We start from the raw sequence: 23,056 nt of genomic DNA on the forward strand, positions 1-23,056 counted from the left end.
CCCATTTTACCCTTTTTTATAAAGGTTTAGTTGAGTCATTAATTCTTCTTTATTAGTTGCGGTGATTGGCACATTGATTTGATCGACTTTCACATAGTTCCCACCAATGGCATTTATCTTTTCTATGTTGATGAGATAAGATCTATGTGTCTGAAAAAACTGTCTTTTAGGTAGAATTTCCATAAAGGTTGAAAGTGTCCCTTTGATCAAATGCTTTTTACCATTGGTATGTACTTCAATATAATTGCCATTTGCTTTTGCTAAATTAATATCCTCAAATTTGACTTTTACCAAGAGGTATTCATCTTTAATAAACAGTGAATCTTTCAATACAATCTCTTCCAAAACATTGGAAGAAGCAGAGTTGTTAATTTCTGCGAACTTCTTGATCGCCACTTCAATGGCAGCATACAAATGATGCTTATCGATTGGCTTTAGTAGATATCCGAATGGATTGGTTTCTGCGGCTTGTTCTATAGTTTTTTTATCACCATAGGAAGTTAAGAATACATAGGGAATGTTGTGCTTTTGCTTCAATTGTTCGGCTAGCCAAATTCCCGTTTTTTCTCCCTTGAGGTTTACGTCCAGCAAAGCAAAATCGGGCTCTTCACTCATAATAGCATTCAAAGCGGTTTCGGCTCTCATGCAAATGCCTACCACCTCGTAACCCAACTCTTCCAACATGTCTTTGATCGACTCTGCAGTAATCATCTCATCCTCGACGATCATTATTTTAAGTGCTGTCATGCGGCAAATGTTAAACTAAAATTGGTTCCATCTTTGCTTTCGAATACAAAATCTCCTTCTAATTGTTGACTAAGCATTCGAACCAATCTAAGCCCGAGAGATTTTGTTTTTTTAATATCTATTTCGTCAGGAATACCTTGGCCATCGTCTTTAACACTTAGCATATAGCGATTTCCTTCTTGTGTAAGTGAAATACTAAACGATCCTTTAGGCACTTTAGCAAAAGCATATTTAAAGGCATTAGTCGCTAGTTCATTAACTATAAGACCAAGCGGCACTGCGGTATCCACATCAAAGAAGATGTCTTTGGCCTCTACATTGAGTTGTATTTGAACCATACCAAAAGAAGCTCTAATCTCTCCTACCAACTCTGTGAGATATTCATCGAATGGAATGCTTTTCAGATCGTCATTTTCATATAATTTTTGATGAATAAGCGCCATAGACCTTACCCTACCCTGCCCTTCTTCTAGCACCCGCTTAAAGTCTTCATTCTCGAACTTCCCTGATTGTAAATACAAGAGACTTGCTATGATCTGAAGATTGTTTTTTACCCGATGGTGGATTTCTTTAAGTAAGGATTCTTTTTCAATTAATGACTTGGCTATAATATCCTTTTGCTTTTCTATCTCTTTTACTCTTTCCTTAATAGTTGCTTCGAGTTCTACGTTTTTGCGTATAAGTCTTCGGGCATTCAACCTGACAATCACCATAATTATAATGACTAATATGACAATATAAATCATGATGGCCCACCACGTCAAATATGAAGGGGGTTCTATTTCAAAATCAAAAGAAGCGACTGAGCTCAATTCACCAAACACATTTTTGGCTTGAACAGAAAATGTATATTTCCCAAATGGGATATTTGTAAAATCCTGTTCAGTTTTATCATTCCATTCAGACCAACCTTCGTCAAACCCATCCAATTTAGTTTTGTACAAAACCTTCGACACTCCTTTGAAAAAAGGAGCCGCATATCTAAAGTTTAGGGAATTAAAATCATGGTCTAAAACATAATCCACCGTTTTATCCTTTGAACCTCTATATATGATCGAGTCCTCTTGAATAATTGAAGCCGACCGAATGATAGGGTCAAAATTGAAACTATGCGTTTCTTTTTTATTCGTTTGAATGGCATAGAATCCATCCAGTCCACCTATAGCCAAATGACCATCATCTAAAATTTCAAAATAATGAGTGATTGATCCTGGATTTATCGTTGAGAATAATGATTTTTCTGATGATTTATCAGAAGTAAGAGGATTCATTATTAAATGACCAATTTCCTGACTGGTAGTAACATACCAGTAACTACTATCATTTTCCTTTGCCAAGGAGTACACTCCTGTGTTATCAAAATAATCACCAAACCGCATATCTTTTTTTAGCTTTTGGTCTGAATCTGAAAAATACATGAGTCCTTTGGAAGTAGCGATGTAAATTTTGTCTTCTAAGGCCAATATTTTGTTTTGCGAATCTGGAGGCAACCCATGACTATCATCAAGCATAAGAATTTCCGCTATCGAATCATTTGATTGATTTAATTTAAACTTGAAGACTGAACCGTAAAGAGAAGCCGCCCAATAGCATTTTGCCAGTTTGTCATAGGCTATAGTATGGATGTGATCCTTAGGCAATCGATCATCTAATATTGAATTGTCATGTTTCCAACTCCCTTTGATACTTTTAAAAACCTCTATTTCATTTCCACTTTCTTTGGATGTTAATATCACGTTATCATCCTTAGAAAAGACTGCAAAAGCATGATAGGTGTTTTTGTTTTCTAGCAGCGGAATAAATTGGTGATCTCGAATCTCTCCTTTTTTTCTGGTATGGGCTGAAAACAACCAATCTTCTGAAGCCAATATAGATATGCCTCCAATTTCAGAATTATCTACCTTTTTGAAAAAGCGTTCATTTGGATCCAGAATATTGATCTGGTCAGGCAAGCCTCTATAGTAAGTTCCGGCATACCCTATTACATATTGATTTCCTTTATAAATAACTGTTTCGTTGACATTACCTTCTAATCCTTGAGGCTTGCTGATTTTGTTGATGGGTGATGTGATGTTTAAGTATATCAACCCATCGTTGGTGGAAATCCACAGGTTACTCTCTTGGTCTTGAAATACATTGTGAACTTGATTATTGATCCCGGCGGATTTGTCTAGCACCAATTTCGGATTCATTTCACCATCGGTTAGAACGAAGCCTCCAGTAAGAAAGCATAAGCCATAATCACCGTTATTCAGTTTGTTAGCTCCAAACAACTGATTACTCTTAAAATATGGATCATCTAGGAGTTCGGAAGGATAAGGTTTGTTTTTATTGTAAATATGGGCACCATATTTGGATGACAAAGTCATAAAGCTATTCTTGTCATAGTCAACTATTTTGTCTATTGACAAATCAGCCCAATAGGCTCCGCCAGGCATCAACTTTAAACTATCGCCTGACACTTGATGCAAGCCTTTTTGGTCTACCATGATGATTATCTGATCGCCAAATTTATAACTCGGGTACAATTGCAAGTCTGAAGATATGACGGTAATCGCATTTTGCTTTGGGTCATACGAATAGACGTATTCATGACCGATAAAATACACCTTTCCATTCTGCAAATGAATATCTCTTATTAAAGTGACTACCACGTTTTCTGGCAACCTGTCCAACAAAGAATGGTAGGCTACGCCACCATCTTTTGCCTGTTCTAGATAGCCCATAGAAGCATAACCAGCCGCATAAATCCTTCCGCTTGAATCAGGCTCAAAACTTTGAATCAATGATGGATCTATGACTTTCCAGACCTCTCCATCGAACTCCATAATGCCACCAAATGACGCAGCGTAAATCAAGCCTTGGTCGTTTTGAATGACATCCCAGATTTGCGCATTGCCTTCAAAATCATCTGCGTCATATTTTACCATCGGCGGATTTGCTCCCTTGACCACGGTTGTCGACGGCTGCGAGAAAAGACCTTTTGGAATAAAAAAAAGAGTCAAATAGAGAAGTAAAATTCGCTTGATGAATTGAGACATGTTTGAAAACAATAATGATCGTGCAAACTAATTCTTAATGAACAAAGAAAAAACCAGTCATCCGAAGATGACCGGTTTTACCAGCTATGGGAGAAAATTAATCAATTTAAGTCAACCCAAGCTCCACCTGCTCTTCCTTGAAAAGTTGTTGTCGTGGTGTTGTAGATCATTAAGCCATCTGCAGGGGACGAAATCGCATCTCTTTCTGTGGTAGTCATTCTAGGCATGAGAAGTCCGCCACTCGTAGAGCTAACTTCTAGTGCGGCACTTGCATCCGGTGCATCAGTCCATACACCTACAGATGTCTCATTTGCAGAAATAGCCGTTTGTGGCGTAATTCTATCCAGCATATAGGTGGTGAGTTGGTACGAATCCCATGTACCTCCACCGTTTGAAGATCCCCAGTAGGCTGTACCTGCACTATAGGGATTGTCATTGGTTAAAACACATTCTACATCAGTGCCTTCCACAGCCACGGTATAGGATTGATCTGCTACTAACTCAATGTCTTCCGAAAATGTAATATCCACATTTTGAATAGAAGTACCACCCGGAGTAAATGGGATGCGAGCCAACTCACTTCCTCCGAATCCAGTTCCATCGTATAGTACAAATTCATTTCCCGTAGTGCTACTAAATATCATTCTATAAACGACTCTGGTTATTTTTCCTGAAATTTGTGCTTTGAAAGACTGCCCTACTCTCGATTCTTTTGTGGATTTGCTTACACTTGCAAATGAATAATCGACATCTTTTGTTTCTCCTTGAACAAGCACCTCAAAATCAATATTTCCAACCTCATCAAAATCATTCAAACTAGCCATTGAGTTGTCTACGTAAGCCTTTGTGGCTGCATGCTCATCTACTGTTGGCTCGTCGATAGATAAATTGCCATTGATAATCACGTCACCAGTTTTGTGCACAATCATAGCATCTGAGGCTACACTTGAAGAACCATTACCAATTACGAATAATCGATCTGCTGAATTAAAATTTTGTGAGTTAGTTACACTGTAGGTTGTGTTATATGATCCTATTGCCGTTTCTGCATAAGACCCGGCAGTTGTGCCAATGCCAGCGGCAAAGGAGTTTCGTCCAGCTGCTACGGTTAATCTACCTGTTGCCGTGGCGGCTAGATCTGTAGCAGTAGTAGAGTGTCCCAATGCGACAGAACCAATACCAGAAGCAGTAGTTTTGTATCCAGAGGCAAATGACCATTGAGCCACAGAAGCTTCTTCCCATTCGCTTTCAGAAGTTACACCTGCACGGAAAGCACCACCACTTCTGTCAAAAAACATTCTGGTTCCATCGTTGTATAAGTCACTCGCGCCAAAAACGAAATCGTCATCATCGTCTCCTGCTGAAATTACATTTGAAGTATTGGTGAATGCACCTACTTCATCATTATCATCAACATATTTTTTTGTTGCAGCATGTGTGTCATCGGTAGGCTCATTCACAAATAAGGTTCCATCCAGCAAGGCATTACCATTTTTATATATAGTAAAAGCATCAGATTCTGATCCTGACTCTGTTCCATTACCGACTACGAATATCCTATCTGTATCATCACCTGCAGGAGTATAATCGGTATTGAAGCTACCTATGGCTAATTCGCTATCTCCTCGGGCTATTGTACTATTACCCATAGTCGTTGAATTCGAGCCGGAAGCACTAGTGTTGATACCAAAGGCTGTTGAGTTGAGACCACTGGCTTCATTGTACTGACCAATGGCGACAGCATAGTCTTGTGAAGCTGTCAGACCCGTACCTATAGCAACAGCACCACTTAGCGTTGCTATGTTATCATTTCCAATGGCTACAGAACTGTACCCACTGGCTAAAACACTGATGCCCAAAGCGGTTGAATAATTTCCAATATTCGTTTCGTCCCACTGGTCAGCGTTTACATTGCCTGCACGAAAAGCCCCTTTGCTCTTGTCAAATAACATTCTTGAATCATCTTCCGAAGATGAATTATCATCTACCAACTGATCAGACCCGAATACAAAATCGTCATCAGAGTCACCTGCTGAGATAACATTTGATTCGTTTGAAAAGGCTCCCTTATCATTTGCATCTACGTAGCTTTTGGTTGCTGCATCTTGCGCATTTGTGGGATCTGCCAAATTAAAAATTACAAGTGAATTGGCATCAGCACCTTGACCAAGGACATCAGCTAAATCTTGCTCATCAGTATTAGCTTCTAGCACACCTAAATCAACAGTGCTACCTCCTGAAATGGTTAGACTAGTTCCATCCAGACTAATATCCTGAATTTCGTTGGTAGCGTCCGCATCTGCATCTTCTCCATACAAGGCGTAAGGAACTGATAGTAACTCGTGTGTACCAAAATCGTCAAAACCTGAGCCAAAGTCTACTTCAGTTTGAAGGAAGTAAGACCCAAGTGACCAGTTCACAGTGCTTAGATTGCCAGATACAATCTCCCCTTGACCAATGGATAAAGAAATTAATCCAAAAGCATTGGTGCTTACTTCTTGCGTTTCTGCATACACAGAACTGCCAGAGGCTGAACCCTGTAGCAAGCTAAATCGAATGGTAACATCCTGTTTTGATAACGCGTCACCGCTATCATCTCGGATGACTGCCTGATATTGAAATCCAGTTGGTATTTGGCTAGAAGATTGTGAAAATCCTATTTGAACTAAAGTCAAAAGGGATATGATTAAGACTATTTTTTTCATGATTTAAAATTCAGTTGCGAAGCTTAGTTTTTGATTATTTTATATTGTTGGGTTGGCTGGCCTTCAAGGTCTATCCTTAGCACATATCCTCCATTAGAAAAGTGGTGCATTTCGATTATCTCTACATCAGAGAAATCAACTTCATTTTTTTTTAGGACAATTTTTCCAAGCGTATTGATTAGAAAATAGCTCCCTCTATAAGGACCAGAGGAAGGACTTATCGATACATAATCAGTGGTGGGGTTTGGATAAATGCTTATTTGCTGATTGATATCAGACAATCCAGATACTATGGTAATAGGTTTTTGTCCAGAATGAATTCCAACACCTAAATAAATGGAGTTTTTAGTGGCGGAAAGATTAGACACTTGACCAAGTGTCCAGGATAATTGGTGGTTGCCGGATGAACTATAGCTGCCTGCGCTGGCAATTGTGTGCTGCTGACTCTTAGACTCAACGGAGTATATAATCAGTATTAAAATCGTAGCTATTAGTGCCTTATGTGCTTTCATAGATTAGTAATTTTTCTACTAACCTATTGGGTTAAGGATTTCTTCTAAAAAAAAGGTGACGAATACAAAATACTGGTATTCGAAACCTCCATAACCGGTGATAAAGTCTCCGCTTATTATAGTCTTTAACTAGAAATCGAACTTCTCACCTTTTCAGTATAGGCTCTAAGTGCTTTGGGAAATGGAATATCGTCTTTTTCCATTTTTTCAATGATCCAGCCTGCTGCTATCAAATGTGTTAGTATCTCTCCATCATCCTTCCCTTCTACCTCAAAAGGAAGCTCTTTTTCCTCCATCAAGCAGAATTCAGCATTTTCCAGTTCTTCAACTGAGTAATTTTCTACCAATTTCTTAATTACAGGTATTTGCATCTTAATTCAATTTGTTCAATAGTTCTACAACTGCTTCTTCCTTGCTACTTGCAATGGTATCAATCAACTTTCCACCTTTAAAAATAGCAAAAAAAGGAAGGTTAGTGACACCCGCAGCTTTTCGTGCTTCTTGGTTTTCCTCCGCATTCACGTTCAAAAATGAAATGCCTTTGAATCTGTCATCCTTGGCTAGTCTTTTATACTTAGGATTGAACAATCGACATGACCCACACCAATCGGCGTAATATTTTACAATGGCTTTATCAGCTGTTGAAATTTCTTGTTGAAAATGGCTATCTATAGTTTCTTTTACTTCCATGATTTTATCATTGATTATTAATGCAATTCTACTGAAGTTTGCGCACGAAGAAATTTTTCTTGCATAAAATTATTTGATTGGACAATTGTCTCTATTGATATGAAATTAAAAACGTTTGTGAAGGTAGGAAGTATCACTAATTTGAGTGATGCCAGATTTTGTGCAGGCTTTGGTGTAGATCTTTTGGGTTTTGACATCAACCCTTCTTCAGAAAACTATATTTCTTTGGATCAGGCAAATGAAATTATGGGCTGGGTAGCAGGGCCAGCATTTGTTGCGGAGTTTGGTGATATGACTGCCGCTGAAATACTAAAACTACAGGAGGAAAATAAATTTCCATACGTGCAAGTAAATTTGATGGCCGTAGCTGATGAGTTAAAAGGTAAGAACCATCAAGTCATACTTCAAGTAAATATTAAGTCTCAAGAGGGTCTCAACGAGTTGTCTCAGGCTATTGCCAATGAATATGCACATATTATCGTTTCATGTCAGGCGCCAGAACTAATCCCAGCCGTGGAGGATATATTGGCAACAGGAAGTGAAACTCCATTGCTCAAAGCATACGATGTAGAGTTATCTCAATTAGATCATATCATTCAGGTACAGCCGTTTTCGGGTATTGAATTGAAAGGATCTCAAGAAGATAAGCCTGGGTTTAAAGAATATGACGAGCTAGCGGATATCCTAGAGGCGCTTGAAGAGGAAGATTAAAAAGATTGATCAAAAGAAAAAAACCGATCCCAAGTTAGAATCGGTTTTTTAATGCACTGTTGTACCCTATTCGTCTTTCAAAGAAAGCACTGGATTTGCTCTTGCTGCCATGATTGCCTTGTATCCAGCAGTACAAATGGCAATACCAAAACTGATCAGTAACGCTATGGCAAAGATCAAATAGGACAATTCAATCTTGTAGGCAAAATTATCGAGCCAGTCATTCATTACTATATAGCTGACAGGCCCCGCAACTATGAATGAGATAAAGACCAGAATGACCATTTCTTTCGAAAATATTTGAAGCACATTGAAAGTACTTGCCCCCAACACCTTTCTCACTCCAATTTCTTTGGTCTTCTTGTTGGCAATGTATGAGATCAATCCATACAAGCCCAGACACCCAATGAAAATAGCAATGATTGAAAACAATTTGAACATACTACCCATATTCTTTTCTTCTTCGTACCAGTCAGCCACTTGCTTGTCAAAGAAGTAAAAATCATAAATGTCCTTATTGAATACCTTCTCCCACTCTTTTTGTACAAATGCCAGTGTTGGGTCTACTTCATCTACTCCCTTTCCTGCAGAGTTGATTTTCACTGCCATTTCGTAGAACATTCGGGGATTGTTCATAAAAATACAATACGCAAAGTCCTGATGCAATGAGTGCGTATGGAAGTTTTCAACCACACCTACAACTTGCATATCTCTATACCATCCACCTATCTTTTCTCCAATGACGTCTTCTGGATTCGAATACCCAAGCGCTTCAGCTAATTTTCTATTGACCAAGATTCGACTGGTATCCGTTTTCTCCACCCATTCTCCTACTACTAGTTTCAATCCATACATGTCAAGAAAATCCTTGTCGCCAAATTTGAAGTTGACACGCACATTTTCACCTTCAGGTATGCTGTGGTGACTAATATGAGAATTTGAATTGGATGTACCCATAGGAGCGCTCAGAGTAAAAGACACTTGTTTGACATTTGGGTTTGACAGCAAATTGGTCTTTAAGCGTTTGAGATCCTCTTCATTTTTGTTTGGTAAATCAGTAAGGATGATATTGTCTTTTGTAAAGCCCAAATCTTTGTTCAAAAAGAAATCCATCTGAGTCTGAACCACAATAGTCCCTATGATCAAGACCTGAGTAATTATAAATTGAACAATGACCAGTACCCTTCTGAAAGACAAGAAACCACTACCATCCTTTACGTTGAATTTAGTTCGTAAAGCAGCTATTGGATTCAGTTTGGACATGGACAATGCGGGATAGATTCCTGCCAATAGACCTATGATCAAAATATTAATAACCAGAAATAGAAGTGTATTGGGTTCTTCAAATAGATTGATCCAAAGCTTGTAGCCCAAAATATCTTCCAAATAAATAAGCAAAACCTCAGCGAATATCAAACCTATAAAAGAAGAAATTAATGTGATAATTAAGGTCTCAGATAAGAACTGTATGGCCAGCTGATAAGATTTTCCACCCAAGGTTTTTCTGATGCCAATTTCTTTAGCTCTTTTGATAGACTGTGCTGTGGTGAGGTTGATAAAATTGATGGCAGCAGTGATAATTAAAAATATGCCTATAACTCCAAGTGCTTTAATGAACTCCATGGAAATCGACTTTTCATTATAGTTGTCAAACTTTTCACTAAAGTGTATATCACTAAGTGGTTGCATGAGATACTTGCCATCAATAGAAGCGCCTTCTCCGTGGTATTTTTCCACGAATCCGACAAGTAACTCCTCAAAATTATCCACATCATAATTATCTGGAACAAGTACATAACAGTTGGTGGCAGAACTGTTGCTCCCCCAATTACCCTTTCTGTAATATGGATTTATCCCATCCAGATGTTCATAATGAACAAACACATTGAAAGGCATATTGGTCGTTACTTTATAGTCTTCCACCAATCCTTTGACTGTCAAATCCAATTCGTTTGCGAATAATATTTGTCTTCCCATGGCCTCATTGAGGTTAGCGTCATTGAGACTGAATAACTTCTTGGCCTGAGATCTGGATAACACGATTGAGTTGGGCTCATCCAGACAGTTATTAGGGTTTCCTTCAATAAATTCGAAATCGAAAATTTGAAAGACACTAGACTCTGCAAATACTAAGCCTTCATCATCTTGATATCGATCATATTCTCCATCTTCTCTTTTGATCGCAAGCTGATGGTACGGTTCGTAATGAGTTCTGACTACTTTCAGATCAGGGTAGTCGGCCCTGAGTGCCTCACCTACTGGATGTGGGACGCCTTCGTTGTAACTGATTCCACTACTGATTTTTGATTCACGTACAATTCGGTAAATGTTGTCGTAGTTGGAATGATGCTTATCGAAACTAATCTCGTAAGTAATAATCTTGAATATGACCAACACACAACCCAGTCCTAATCCTAATCCGGACAGGTTGAGCATGGTAAAGAGCTTTTCTCTTTTGATGTTTCGATAAATTGTTTTGAGATAATTTTTAAACATAATGCTTGGTGTTTAGCGTAGCACATCCACATACAACCCCAATGCCACATTTTGTAACTTATTGATATATAGCATACTATGATTTATTCGTATTAAAAATACTCTTTCAACTGTTTGATTTCAAACAGTCCATTGTTTGATTGCGAACCTTTATTGATAGTTTTAAAGAATGGAATCACTCCCTAATTATCAGGATGGAAATATACTTATTGTTGATGATGATGCAGGTATTTTAACCTCTGCTCAACTCTTTCTCAAACAATACTTCAAGAAAGTATATGTAGAACTCAATCCAGAAAAAATAAAGAATCACTTCAATAAGAACCAAATAGATATTGTGCTATTGGACATGAATTTCCAAAAGGGTAAAAATAACGGTGAAGATGGGTTCAAATACCTCAAAACAATATTAGAGATTCAACCCAATGTATTAGTCATCTTCATGACAGCTTATGGAGACATTGATATGGCAGTTCAGGCATTGAAAGGAGGCGCCATTGATTTTGTGACCAAGCCCTGGAAAAATGAAAAATTCCTAACCACGATAGAAACAGCCAATAAATTGGCTCAGAGTAGAAGACAAATAGAAGATCTGAAAAACTCGAGACAATATCTGTCCGAGCAAGAGGCTAAAGAAACCGAAGGTTTCATAGGACAAGCTCCTCTGTTTCTACAGGTGAAGCATACCATGGAGAAAGTATCCATCACTGATGCCAGTGTGCTTTTACTAGGTCAAAATGGTACTGGAAAAGGGCTGGCTGCCAAATTTATACATCAAAATTCTCTCAGAAACGAACGCCCAATGATTACGATAGACATGGGCGCACTAAGCGAATCTATCATGGAATCTGAGCTGTTTGGTCATGAAAAAGGTTCTTTTACAGATGCCTCGCAGCAAAAGAAAGGTCGTCTGGAGTTAGCTCATAAAGGCACGCTTTTCTTGGACGAAATTGGCAACTTGTCACTGTCAGCTCAGGCCAAATTGTTGTCAGTGCTTCAAAATCAAAAGTTCAGTCGCTTAGGGTCGAATGTAGAAATAGATATTGATGTGCGATTGATATGTGCTACCAATATGCCACTGTACGAAATGGTAGAACAAGGAACTTTCAGGCAAGATCTCTTATACAGAATCAATACTGTGGAACTGGTGATGCCCTCACTAAACGATAGATTGATTGATATACCTATTCTGTTGGATTACTTCTTGAGTGCTTTTAAAGCGAGGTACAAAAAACGAGCGTTAAACATATCCCCAGATGAAGTAGCCAAGCTACAACGTATGAATTGGCCAGGAAACATAAGAGAATTTCAGCATGCTACAGAACGTGCTGTGATACTTGCTGATCAAGATAATCTGCGTGCTTCTGACTTTCAGAATATCAGAGCCGCAGAAAAGAGCTCACCTCCATCGGATTCTCTGAATTTAAAAGATATGGAAATAGCTTTTATTGAAAAAGCAATGAAAATCCATCTAGGCAACATCACGCATGCTGCTAAAGAACTCGGTATAGACCGCCTGGCGCTACACAGAAGACTAGAGAAATATGGCATACAATAAGTTTTCTCTATATATCGTTTTACGAATTTTGCTCATCCTGCTGAATTTAATTGGGCTGGCCTATCTTTTTGATCGTGGGGATTTGCTCTATACGCTATTTGCGTTAGCTGTATTGGTCATAGCTCAAACCATTAGCCTGGTTCGATTTGTGAATAAAACCAACCATGAGTTGTCTAAGTTTATACTTGCCTTGCGAGATACGGATTATACTGCCAAATTTTCAAAGGCCGATAATGAATCTTTTGCACTATTATATGAGCGGTTTCAAAATACACTTGACTTTTATAAAACCAAGGAAACCAAGTATGAGGCTCAGTTTCTTTTTATTCAGGAGCTTATTGACAACATAGAAACTGGTTTGTTGGCACTTGATGAAAACAACAAAATTGTACTGATCAATCAAGTGGCCCGTCAAATGAGAATAGATTATCAATTTGGAAACAACCAAGGTCTGATTTCCATACTAGGGCAAATAAATGATTCTCAGATTGTGAGTGGTCAAAATTCATCAGGCCAGAAAGTCGAACTATTGGTAAATCAGTCTTCGTTTAGACTACTGGATAAACCACAAACCATCTACACATTTAAAGACATTTCTAGTCCTTTAGAATCCAAGGAAATAGCCTCATGGCAAAAATTGATCAGAATTTTGGCACATGAAATCATCAATTCACTTACCCCCATCACCTCATTGTCAGAAACGACTTTACTGATCCTGAAAAAAACTAAACCAACAGGATTGGAAGACATTGAATTGAGTCTTAAAACGATTAAAGATCGTTCTGAAGGTTTATTGTCATTTATGGAGGATTATAGGAAGATGATCAAACTACCTCAACCCAAGCCAGAATGGTTTGATATTAAAGAAAAAATAAGAGGTATTCTAAACTTATTTCAAAGCCAGCTAGATACTATTGAAGTTTTCGAAGTCTATGAACAGAAGGAAATATTTGCAGACCCAGTATTGCTGGAACAGACTTTGGTAAATCTTTTCACAAATAGTATTCAAGCCTTAGAAGATCAGGAAGAAAAGAGTATTACTGTCAAATTTTTCTGTGAAAAGTCATGGATGAATTTGAGCTTAAGAGACAGTGGTATAGGGATGGATCAAGACGTATTATCAAAAGCCTTGGTACCCTTTTTTACGACTAAAAATACTGGCTCTGGGATTGGTCTGAGCTTGGTACAACAAATTCTAAACTTGCATGGTGGTAGAGTTGAATTGGTATCTGAAGAAAATAAGTTCACCCAAATTACCTTGCTCTTTCCTATGACAAAAATTTAGCAAAATGGACTTCCTTGCACAACTCGAAAAAGCGCATAGCAAAGAGAATGCTCAGTATATAGCTCAACATATAAGTGATGATGCCAATCTGTTTGCAGAATTGATGAGTTTGTTTTTTCATAAAGATTATAGCATCTCACAAAGAGCAGCACATGCCGTTAGTCATTGTGTGGATGTCTTTCCCGAACTTATCACACCATACATTGGTAAAATGGTTAATAACCTAAACAATAATCCCAAGGTAGCCATTAAGAGAAATACAGTTCGAGTACTTCAGAAACAAATAATCCCTGAAGAACATCAAGGTTTATTAGTAGAAAAGTGCTTTGAATATTTACTATCAAGCAAAGAAACGATTGCCGTGAAAGCATTTTCAATGACAGTCCTATCCAATATGGCTAAAATATACCCTGAGCTGAAAAATGAGCTATTTATTGTTGTTGAAGATGTGATTAAGAATGGAAGTGCTGGTCTCATTAGCCGTGGAAAAAAAGTTTTAGCCGAGCTCAAAAAATAATTTGGTCGAAAAATCCTATTATGAGGTTCTTTATCCATAGATATTTTAACGAAAAAATATAAATTACTCTACTAGCCTACTCAAAGATAACCTTAATCACTTTTCGATTGCACATGCTCAATCAAGGCAGGACTGAACTGTTGAATGAAGTAGAGAAGCTCAAATCTGAACTAAAAGAGCTTCATAACAAGTATGACTTATTGCTTGAGTCATCTGCGAGTTACTTCGTGATTTTCGAGGAAGGGAATGTGATAGAGTTTAGTCCTAAAGCAGAAGAAAAGTTCGTATTTGCCAGTGATTTTGCCGATAAAACTATTGATGAACTCATGCCCATTTATCAAGTGAGTGGGGATCGTAGCAGCAAAACTTGGGAAGACAATTTTAAAATTGCTCGTCGATCAAAGTCAGAACCTTTTGAATTTGAATTTCTCGACAAGAATGGCCAGTCCTTTGCCACTATAGCCTCTATAAGCAAAGTCAAAGATGAAAGATTTCTAGTTCATTTTGACCTTGTGGAAAATACTGAAAATTTGGTTTCGTCAGGAAATGCAATTACTGACAGTGCACCAGTATTTATTAAAATCACAGACGAGAAAAATAAGGTTACATATTTCAGCAAAGGCTGGTTTGATCTCTTGGGTAGTAAAGACGAAAAGACGTACACAGAATGGATCAATAATATTCATGAAGAGGATATCTCAGCCTATACCTCTACTGTGGATTTTTCTGTTTCTAAGAAAAAAAATTATGAATATTCTTTTAGAATAAAAGATGCAAAGGGAGCATACAGATGGTTATTAGAATCAGGTACACCCAGGTTTTCTAAGAACAAGAAATTTATAGGTTATGCTGCAGCCGCTATAGATACCACAGAGAGAAAGAGTCTTGAAGTAGAAGCTACTAGAGAGCGCGCCATTACAGAATCTGAACATAAAATTCAGGAGTCTTTGGATGAGTCAGAAGTAGTCGCCATGACTACCAATACAGAAGGTAGCATTACATTCTGTAACAATAAACTACTGGGCACGCTTGGGCTAAAAAAGACGGACATAGTTGGGTCTAACCTATTTGACATATTCATTCCTGACGCTGCTACTAAAATCAATCAAAAAAAATATGGTCAGATCGCTATTGATGGGAAATACAGTGGTGCATTAGCAGGTAAATTCTTCACCAAAGAGAAACAGGATATTTATGTGAGATTTAATGTGGTCCTACTTAAAGATAGTTTCAATGAAGTTTCGGGAATCAACCTAATTGGAGAAAATGTAACTGAACAGAATAAGGTCAAAAAGCAGTTAGAAAAAAGTAATGACCAGTTAAAAGAACTTTTCGACAACTCTTATGACTTGATCCAAACATTCGATCATGATGGCGTTTTTCAGTTCGTTAATCAGGCCTGGGTAGAAAAATTGGGCTACCGCGATCGTTTGGATGATATCAGATTCAAAGACTTGGTTCACCCGAAAAACTGGGAACAAACTGTAGCCAATCTAGATAAACTCATAAAAGGCGAGGTTGTAGATAGATTTGAAACAGTTTTTGTTTCGGATATGGGAAAAAACATCTTCGTATCTGGTCGAGTCAACTGTTCTTTTGACATCAATGGCAATGCCCAGTTCAGGGGCATATTTTATGACATTACAGAAAGGATAAGAGCAGAAAAAGCGCAAAGTCTGTACTACAAAATTGCAGATTTCAACATTGAAGGCCCCCAGCTAGAGATATTGTATTCAAAACTGTTTGAAGAGCTCAAAAGTCTTTTAAATATTAAGAACCTGTCTATTGAGCTTAATGTTGTCGATAAATCCAATGCTTCAGCACCCTACGTGCGGTCAGAGTTTAAGGATCCGATCCGGCTAGAAAATCAAAAGACGATAAATGATTTGATTGCCAAACTGATGAATGGTGAAACCAGACAGTTGATCATTTATGAGGAGCAAATCAAAGAGCAAGTATCAAAAAAACAATTTGATGGTGAGTATCCTAAGGTTTGGTTAGGAGTTCAAATTACAGTTGGAAATTCACCTGTTGGCTTACTAAGCACCCATTCCTTTGATGACAGATCCGATTTTGGCGCAAAGGATTTGGAATTACTTTACTTCATTGCCAGTCAGATTTCATTGGCCATTGAACGAAAAATCAATGAAGAAAAAATTGTGGATCAGGCCGCTCGTTTGAAGGCAATTTTTGAAAGCAGTAGTCATCAGATTTGGTCAGTAGATGATGATTATAACCTTACCTCTTTCAATATCAATCATACCAATTGGATGAAAGACAGCTTTGGTATCAATACAGTGGTGGGGAAGCAATATGCCAAAGAAAAAAATAAGCTCGCAGATTCAGTCAATAAATTTTGGGAGAAGAAATACAATGCTGCATTTAAAGGGAAGGCTTTAAACTTTCAAAACGAAGTGAAGACCAAACAAGGAACTGCTCACTGGTCAGAAGTATTTATTAACCCTATCGTAAAAGAGGACGGTACGATCGACGAGGTTTCTGTTATCTCAAATGACATTACTGAAAAGAAAAATGCGGAATTAGCCCTTTCCGAAAGTGAATCTAAGTTTAGAGAGATATTCGAATCCATTCAGGATATTTATTTCAGATGCGATCTCAATGGCAAGCTGTTGATGGTGAGCCCGTCCGCAAAGGAGTCTTTGGGTTTGTTGCCTGAAGATGTAATTGGAAGAAACATCACTCATTTTTTCACCTCATCTGAATCATCCGAAATTATCTTGAGGAACTTATTGAAACAGCATAAATTTCAAAATCTTGAGGCCTCATTCAAAACCGAAGATGATGAGAAAATCGACTTCTTATGCAACGTTAGAGTACTCTTCAGGAATAAGCAGGCGGTTGGTTTTGAAGGTGTGGCCCGTGATATTTCTGAAATAAAAAGGGCGTACGAAGAACTCTCTAAAGCCAAGGAATTTGCAGAGAAATCATTGGCAATCAAAGAAAGCTTCTTGGCTAATATGAGTCATGAAATACGTACGCCAATGAATGGGATCATTGGAATGATTGACTTGATAGGAAGTACGGATCTTGATACTGAGCAAATGGATTATGTGAAGACAATTAAGAAGTCCTCACAAACCCTGATGGACATCCTCAATGATATACTGGATCTATCTAAAATAGAAGCAGGTAAAATGGAGCTTAAAGAACGTCCTGTGAGCCTTATGTCATCTTTCCAACGTTTGTACGATTTATTCTCTAAGGAAGCCAATGCGCATAATATATACCTGAACTACAATCTAGATACGGAAACTCCTGCAGTCATTCTTTTAGATGAAACTAGATTGTTGCAGGTCTTGTCCAATCTGGTGAGCAATGCGATAAAGTTCTCTGATGGAAAAGGAACCATTGACATTAGTTTAATGGTGAAATCCATAACGGATGAGAAATATACATTCAAAGTACAAATCAAAGATGAGGGAATAGGTATTCCTAAAGAACAAATTAAGAACCTGTTCATTAACTTCAATCAGCTAGACAACTCTAGTACGAAAGTTTATTCAGGTACGGGTTTAGGTCTGGCTATTTCGAAGGAGTTGGTGCGTTCGATGGGTGGAGAGATTGGTGTGGTTTCTACACCTGGACTTGGCAGTACATTCTGGTTCACCTTCCAAGGAGAAATGCTTGAGGACAATACAGAAGCAAGTACTTCTGACCCTGATGAACCTATGCAGATTACAAAAGAGTTCATATCCGTGGTACCGCGAATACTCGTGGTAGATGACAATAAAGTGAACAGAACGGTTGCGAGTCAGATTCTTGAAAAGTCAGGATGCCAGGTACACGTAGCTGCAAGTGGCCCTGAGGCCATTGAAATTGTTAAAAGTAATACACTTGATCTGATCTTTATGGATATTCAAATGCCAAATATGGATGGCATTCAGACGATGCAAAATATAAGAGCACTTGGCTTAAAGGGCCTTCCCCCTATTGTGGCCATGACGGCTTATTCCATGGAGGATGATCGCGAAAAATTCATGTCTCAAGGCATGGACGATTATGTAGCAAAACCGATCAGAGCAGTTACAATTATTGAAAAAGTCAAAGAATACATTCAATATGACGCCTCTGGAGTTGCAGTGGCTGAGCAGACAGGTGACAATACGGATTTACTAATCAATAAAGAGACGCTTGATCAGTTGGCTAAATTTGGCGGGCCAGAATTGTTGGAAACTGTGTTGTCTGATTTTGAATCTGAAGCAAATGAATTAATAAAAAAATGCATGATTCATTTTGCCGACAACCAAATCGAGGAGATTAGAAAGGAACTTCATACGCTAAAAGGCAGTGCGGGTACGTTGGGGATAGAAAAATTGGCAAATTATGTGATCAAGCTCGAACTACAACTCAAAACAGCTGATACCACAAACTTAAAGCCTCAATTGGATACGATTCAAGAGTGTTTTATTGAGTTTAAAGAAAATTACAAAAATATACTTCAAATGTGATTGATTTGTTTTTAACTTGACGCCTAGTTTAGCGCTTGAGGAAGCAGGTCATTTAATTAATCTTCTATGAAAAAAATAATTATTGCAGAGGACAGTTCAGTCATTCAAAACTTAACCAAAAAAATACTAGAGATTCAAAATTTCAGTATCACTTCTGTGAAAAATGGGCAGGAAGTCTTAGAAAAATTAGATGCAGAAGATTATGATTTGATCCTCATGGATATCAATATGCCTAAAATGGATGGTATGGAATGCGCCAAAGCCATAAGAAAAATGGCAGATCCCATCAAGTCCAAAATTCCAATTTTGGCCATTACAGGTAATGCCAAAAATTACTCAATCAATGATTTCAAAGAAGTAGGAATCAATGAGTATATTCCAAAGCCACTGAATTTCGATATTCTGGTGGATAAAGTAAAGAACTACATTTCATCAGATGATTAAATACTCTAAGCACTTTCTGAACAAACTGGAAGATCTTTTTTCAGAGTCGGACTATGTGCTGAGGTATGAAAAGGGAAATTTCCAATCTGGATATTGTGTCCTCAAAGACACTAAGGTGGCGATAGTTAATAAATTCTATACACTGGATGGAAAAATCAATTGCTTATTGGAAATTCTAAAAGAGGTGCAACTGGATACGACTCATCTCAACGATAAAAATAAAGCATTGCTCAAAGAGCTTTCTCAAACTGCACTTAAGATTTGAAACTCACTTTTCTTGGTACTGGTACTTCACAAGGTATTCCTGTCATTGCCTGCAATTGTGAAGTATGTCGTAGTGTAGATTTCCATGATCAAAGATTGCGGACTTCTGTACTGATTGAATATGAAGGCACTAATCTTCTAATAGATACTGGCCCCGATTTCAGACAGCAAATGCTTGTCAATCGAGTAAAACGACTGGATGCCGTGCTTTACACCCATGAGCATAAAGACCATACTGCTGGCTTGGACGATATCCGAAGTTATAATTTCAAACAAAAAATGGATATGCCACTTTATGGAAGGCCGTCAGTTCTAGACCAGCTCAAGCGAGATTATGCTTACATGTTTACCGAGTCCAAATACCCTGGTGTTGCCAGTGTCACTTTGCACGAAATCGAAAACAAGCCATTCACTATCAATCAGGTGAAGGTGCAGCCTATTGAAGTGATGCACTACCAATTACCTGTATATGGCTATCGTATTGGTGATATGGCGTATATCACTGATGCTAAGACCGTTTCCAATACGGAAAGAGAAAAACTAAAGGATTTGGATGTCCTAGTCATCAATGCACTACAAAAGAAATCACATATCTCTCACCTTACACTAGAAGAGGCCATCCAGTTTATAGCAGATATAAATCCCAGAAGGGCATACATTACCCATGTTGGGCACTATATGGGCTTACACAAAGATGTCCAAAACGAGTTGCCCGAAAATGTTTATTTGGCCTATGATGGTCTAATATTGCACGGATAAATGCAGTTCAACTATTATTTTCTTAAATCCCTTTCTGAAGAGCTATGCCATAGTCTGGTAGGCCAACGTATATCCTCTGCCTTTTCTCAAAACAAAGATGAGCTGATCTTGTGTTTTACTGGTCAGGGGTCGGAATGCTTCATCAAGGCAAACTTGGATAGTCAGACGTCTCTCCTCTCCTTTCCAACTGTATTTGCACGTGCCAAGAAAAATTCGATAGACCTATTTGGAGATTTGCAAGGACAAGAAGTAATTGATATCAGACAGTTTCTCAATGAGCGTTCTTTTTCTATTAAGTTGACAGAAGACTATGAATTGTTGTTTAAACTCCATGGAAGGCATTCGAATGTTTTACTCTTCCATAAGGGTGCATGGCAATCCATGTTTAAAAAGAGCATTGAAAAGGATAAGGAGACTACGTTAGCTGCATTGGACCGTCCAATTGATCAAAGTGATGCAGCGATTAGGGCGGCTGAGTTTAATTTATTTAAAATCTACCCCACTTTCGATAAGCACATCAAGGCTCACTTAAAATCTCAGGGCTTCTATGATGAGGTGAATCAAAAAACTAGACTTAGCATACTACATGAGTTGCTGGATCAATTAAATGATGGTCAGTTTTATGTATCAGTGGATTCCCCTGATTTAAAACTTTTGAAACCAGCAGTTGAACACCAGGTTTTTACAAGTCCCATTTCAGCGTCAAATCATTTGGCCCGTGAATTTTTTACCAATCATGGATTCAGTCAGCTCAAGAATAAGTTATTGGCTCAAGTCAATAAAGAAATAAAGAAAAGCGAATCTTACATCAATCAGAATGATAACAAATTAGCCGAGATTGAGAATCGCAGAGGCTATGAGGAGTTGGCCAATATCCTTATGGCCAACTTGCATATAAAAGTAGAACCAGCCTCCAGCAACATTGAATTGTTTGATTTTTACTCCAATAAGCCTATCAAAATCAAATTGAAACCTAATCTATCTCTTCAATTAAATGCGGAAAACCTTTACAGAAAGGCCAAAAATCAAAACAAAGAAATTCAAATATTAAAGAAAAACATTTCCGCCAAGAGGATACTGCTTGAATCTCTAAAAAACAAAGCACAGGAGATTGAGTCTATTCGTGATATGAAAGGACTCAAAGCTCATGAGAAGCCCACCTCTACGAGTATCAAGACGTCTACACCATTTATGGAATTCAATATTGAGGGCTTTCAGGTGTTTGTAGGAAAAAATGCCAGAAACAATGATCTACTCACACAGAAGTTCGCAAAAAAGGATGATCTCTGGCTGCACGCCAGAGATGTATCAGGTTCGCATGTGATTATTAGAAATCCGAATGGGTTGAATATTCCTATGCACGTAGTAGAACGAGTGGCTCAGATAGCTGCATGGCACTCTAAACGCAAGTCTGACACATTATGTCCAGTGATCTACACCCCTAAAAAATTTGTTAGAAAACCAAAAGGGGCATTGCCTGGGCAAGTACTTCTGTCTAAAGAACAAGTGGTGTTGGTCGAGCCGAAAAGACAAAAGAATTAGCTGCTCATTGCATGATCAATAGGTCTGTGCTTTAATATCCGCATTATTTTATGTAGATGTACTTACATAAAATAATGCGGTAATCTAAAATTAACTTGTCTTAGATCTAATGCCCATGTCCTTCACCTTCTTCCTCAGTATTTTTAGCTTTTGCCAACAATGTGAAAGCACCCTGAGTAACCAGCTTCACTTCTTTATATTCTGTAGTGCTATCTAGAAATTCTATTTGTGTGAAGCCATCTTCAGAATTGCCTGTGCGAATTGCCAACATTTCAAAAGTAAGTGTTTTTTCGCCTCCTTCTATATTATGTTCTTCCACATATCCGAAAACGAAGTGCTTGCCACCATAACGAACGACTGCTTGTTCTGGCACAGCCCACACTTCTCGGCTGTCAGTTTCCACTCTTGCTGATACATACATGCCAGGAAGTAAATCTTCATACTTCTCTTTGAGGTGTCCATGCACTGTGACAGAGCGATCTTCCCGAACATTTCTTCCAACTAAAAATACTTCTGCTTCACGCCATTGATTTGGTGCATTTGCTAGAGAAAAACGAATCCGTTGACCTTTTTTTACTCCAGAGATTTCATTCTCATAGACGGTGAGCTCTACATGTAAATCATCTGCATTGGTAATGTCCATGATAACGTCTTGTGGATTGACGAATTTGCCAATATTGGTGTAAACCTCCCTTACGTAACCTGATACTGGAGCATAGATATTGGTTGAAGTAGAGACTTTTCCATTTCGGATACTTGTCGGATTTAGTCCTATCATTTTTAATCTAGCCTTCATTGTTTTGATGCGCGCTTCATTGGCTAGATAGATGCTTTTAGCTTGTTGAAATGTTTTTCCAGCAGCAACCTTTTCAGCATACAATTCCTTTTGACGATCAAATTCAGCTTTTAGATACTCTTGATTAGCCAAGCCTTCCAAATAGTCTTGCTGATATTGGATAAATTCAGGGTTTTCAATGACAGCCAATAGTTGACCTTTTTTTACTGATGTCCCTGGTAGCATATCTATAAACTTGATAAAACCGCCATAAGGCATATTGATGGAAATATTGCTCTGAGGGGGAACATCAATCATGCCGTTCACCTGTAGTTCCTCGCCAATAATCCGCTTCTCAATAGAGCCGATGCGCAATTTGGCTTGTTCAAATTGTGCTTGAGTCAGCTCAACGATATTCTCTTCTACGTGATGTTTTTCTTGTTCTACTTTTGATTTAGTCTCACATGCTAGCACAACAAGCGCCAGTAGGACAAGCACAAATGTGCCTTTGATATATTGAAATAAATTTTTCATCGAATTT

17 protein-coding genes are annotated in these 23,056 nt (G+C 38.1%); 9 read left to right on the forward strand and 8 right to left on the reverse strand.

Annotated elements, in window-relative coordinates:
* Positions 1-6: 6 nt before the first annotated feature.
* The 6 genes from B9A58_RS00940 to B9A58_RS00965 form a co-directional block, all read right to left on the reverse strand.
* A complete protein-coding gene (locus B9A58_RS00940; RefSeq protein ID WP_084370552.1) occupies positions 7-747 on the reverse strand; it encodes a LytR/AlgR family response regulator transcription factor in 741 nt (246 codons plus the stop codon).
* Positions 744-3,788 (reverse strand): histidine kinase dimerization/phosphoacceptor domain -containing protein, encoded by a 3,045-nt coding sequence (locus B9A58_RS00945; protein ID WP_084370553.1) that lies wholly within the window; start codon positions 3,786-3,788, stop codon positions 744-746. Before B9A58_RS00945 ends, B9A58_RS00940 begins: the two co-directional genes overlap by 4 nt.
* A 101-nt stretch (positions 3,789-3,889) precedes the next feature.
* Positions 3,890-6,493, reverse strand: a complete 2,604-nt coding sequence (locus B9A58_RS00950) for a hypothetical protein (RefSeq protein WP_084370554.1) — start codon at positions 6,491-6,493, stop codon at positions 3,890-3,892.
* A 23-nt stretch (positions 6,494-6,516) separates the two neighbouring features.
* Entirely contained in the window at positions 6,517-7,005 is a 489-nt protein-coding gene (locus B9A58_RS00955) for a T9SS type A sorting domain-containing protein (protein ID WP_084370555.1), read from the reverse strand.
* Between the two features lie 125 nt (positions 7,006-7,130).
* Positions 7,131-7,376, reverse strand: coding sequence for a DUF6952 family protein (locus tag B9A58_RS00960; protein WP_084370556.1), 246 nt, complete (start codon positions 7,374-7,376; stop codon positions 7,131-7,133).
* Position 7,377: 1 nt separating this feature from the next.
* Complete coding sequence (locus B9A58_RS00965) at positions 7,378-7,695, reverse strand: thioredoxin family protein (protein WP_084370557.1); 318 nt, start codon at positions 7,693-7,695, stop codon at positions 7,378-7,380.
* 99 nt (positions 7,696-7,794) lie between these two features.
* On the opposite strand from B9A58_RS00965, the gene B9A58_RS00970 reads away from it, so the two are divergent.
* Positions 7,795-8,406 carry a hypothetical protein gene (locus tag B9A58_RS00970; RefSeq protein WP_084370558.1) on the forward strand — a complete coding sequence of 204 codons (612 nt, stop codon included), beginning with the start codon at positions 7,795-7,797 and terminating at the stop codon, positions 8,404-8,406.
* Positions 8,407-8,472: 66 nt separating this feature from the next.
* On the opposite strand, the gene B9A58_RS00975 is transcribed toward B9A58_RS00970, so the two are convergent.
* On the reverse strand, positions 8,473-10,902 hold the full coding sequence (locus B9A58_RS00975; RefSeq protein ID WP_084370559.1) for an ABC transporter permease: 2,430 nt from the start codon (positions 10,900-10,902) through the stop codon (positions 8,473-8,475).
* 169 nt (positions 10,903-11,071) lie between these two features.
* On the opposite strand from B9A58_RS00975, the gene B9A58_RS00980 reads away from it, so the two are divergent.
* The 8 genes from B9A58_RS00980 to B9A58_RS01015 all read left to right on the forward strand — a co-directional run bounded on the left by B9A58_RS00980 (position 11,072) and on the right by B9A58_RS01015 (position 21,740).
* Entirely contained in the window at positions 11,072-12,460 is a 1,389-nt protein-coding gene (locus tag B9A58_RS00980) for a sigma-54-dependent transcriptional regulator (protein WP_084370560.1), read from the forward strand.
* A complete protein-coding gene (locus B9A58_RS00985; RefSeq protein WP_084370561.1) occupies positions 12,447-13,745 on the forward strand; it encodes a sensor histidine kinase in 1,299 nt (432 codons plus the stop codon). The genes B9A58_RS00980 and B9A58_RS00985 overlap by 14 nt, the downstream gene beginning before the upstream one ends.
* Before the next feature lie 4 nt (positions 13,746-13,749).
* Positions 13,750-14,262, forward strand: coding sequence for a hypothetical protein (locus B9A58_RS00990; protein ID WP_084370562.1), 513 nt, complete (start codon positions 13,750-13,752; stop codon positions 14,260-14,262).
* A 113-nt stretch (positions 14,263-14,375) separates the two neighbouring features.
* Positions 14,376-18,731, forward strand: coding sequence for a PAS domain S-box protein (locus B9A58_RS00995; protein WP_084370563.1), 4,356 nt, complete (start codon positions 14,376-14,378; stop codon positions 18,729-18,731).
* Positions 18,732-18,797: 66 nt separating this feature from the next.
* Complete coding sequence (locus tag B9A58_RS01000) at positions 18,798-19,175, forward strand: response regulator (protein WP_084370564.1); 378 nt, start codon at positions 18,798-18,800, stop codon at positions 19,173-19,175.
* Entirely contained in the window at positions 19,168-19,440 is a 273-nt protein-coding gene (locus B9A58_RS01005) for a hypothetical protein (protein WP_084370565.1), read from the forward strand. Before B9A58_RS01000 ends, B9A58_RS01005 begins: the two co-directional genes overlap by 8 nt.
* Entirely contained in the window at positions 19,437-20,198 is a 762-nt protein-coding gene (locus B9A58_RS01010) for an MBL fold metallo-hydrolase (RefSeq protein WP_084370566.1), read from the forward strand. The genes B9A58_RS01005 and B9A58_RS01010 overlap by 4 nt, the downstream gene beginning before the upstream one ends.
* On the forward strand, positions 20,199-21,740 hold the full coding sequence (locus B9A58_RS01015; RefSeq protein WP_084370567.1) for an NFACT RNA binding domain-containing protein: 1,542 nt from the start codon (positions 20,199-20,201) through the stop codon (positions 21,738-21,740). It begins immediately after the preceding gene.
* A 106-nt stretch (positions 21,741-21,846) separates the two neighbouring features.
* Here the strand turns inward: B9A58_RS01015 and B9A58_RS01020 are convergent, their stop codons facing one another.
* Positions 21,847-23,049 carry an efflux RND transporter periplasmic adaptor subunit gene (locus B9A58_RS01020; RefSeq protein ID WP_084370568.1) on the reverse strand — a complete coding sequence of 401 codons (1,203 nt, stop codon included), beginning with the start codon at positions 23,047-23,049 and terminating at the stop codon, positions 21,847-21,849.
* Between the last annotated feature and the right edge of the window lie 7 nt (positions 23,050-23,056).

Origin of the sequence: Reichenbachiella faecimaris, assembly GCF_900176375.1 — a bacterium.
GTDB lineage: Bacteria > Bacteroidota > Bacteroidia > Cytophagales > Cyclobacteriaceae > Reichenbachiella > Reichenbachiella faecimaris.

Bases quoted from the DNA above. Each gene is read 5' to 3' on its own strand.
- B9A58_RS00940 (WP_084370552.1), bottom strand. From the start codon at position 747: ATGACAGCACTTAAAATAATGATCGTCGAGGATGAGATGATTACTGCA.
- B9A58_RS00945 (WP_084370553.1), bottom strand. From the start codon at position 3,788: ATGTCTCAATTCATCAAGCGAATTTTACTTCTCTATTTGACTCTTTTT.
- B9A58_RS00950 (WP_084370554.1), bottom strand. From the start codon at position 6,493: ATGAAAAAAATAGTCTTAATCATATCCCTTTTGACTTTAGTTCAAATA.
- B9A58_RS00955 (WP_084370555.1), bottom strand. From the start codon at position 7,005: ATGAAAGCACATAAGGCACTAATAGCTACGATTTTAATACTGATTATA.
- B9A58_RS00960 (WP_084370556.1), bottom strand. From the start codon at position 7,376: ATGCAAATACCTGTAATTAAGAAATTGGTAGAAAATTACTCAGTTGAA.
- B9A58_RS00965 (WP_084370557.1), bottom strand. From the start codon at position 7,695: ATGGAAGTAAAAGAAACTATAGATAGCCATTTTCAACAAGAAATTTCA.
- B9A58_RS00970 (WP_084370558.1), top strand. From the start codon at position 7,795: ATGAAATTAAAAACGTTTGTGAAGGTAGGAAGTATCACTAATTTGAGT.
- B9A58_RS00975 (WP_084370559.1), bottom strand. From the start codon at position 10,902: ATGTTTAAAAATTATCTCAAAACAATTTATCGAAACATCAAAAGAGAA.
- B9A58_RS00980 (WP_084370560.1), top strand. From the start codon at position 11,072: ATGGAATCACTCCCTAATTATCAGGATGGAAATATACTTATTGTTGAT.
- B9A58_RS00985 (WP_084370561.1), top strand. From the start codon at position 12,447: ATGGCATACAATAAGTTTTCTCTATATATCGTTTTACGAATTTTGCTC.
- B9A58_RS00990 (WP_084370562.1), top strand. From the start codon at position 13,750: ATGGACTTCCTTGCACAACTCGAAAAAGCGCATAGCAAAGAGAATGCT.
- B9A58_RS00995 (WP_084370563.1), top strand. From the start codon at position 14,376: ATGCTCAATCAAGGCAGGACTGAACTGTTGAATGAAGTAGAGAAGCTC.
- B9A58_RS01000 (WP_084370564.1), top strand. From the start codon at position 18,798: ATGAAAAAAATAATTATTGCAGAGGACAGTTCAGTCATTCAAAACTTA.
- B9A58_RS01005 (WP_084370565.1), top strand. From the start codon at position 19,168: ATGATTAAATACTCTAAGCACTTTCTGAACAAACTGGAAGATCTTTTT.
- B9A58_RS01015 (WP_084370567.1), top strand. From the start codon at position 20,199: ATGCAGTTCAACTATTATTTTCTTAAATCCCTTTCTGAAGAGCTATGC.
- B9A58_RS01020 (WP_084370568.1), bottom strand. From the start codon at position 23,049: ATGAAAAATTTATTTCAATATATCAAAGGCACATTTGTGCTTGTCCTA.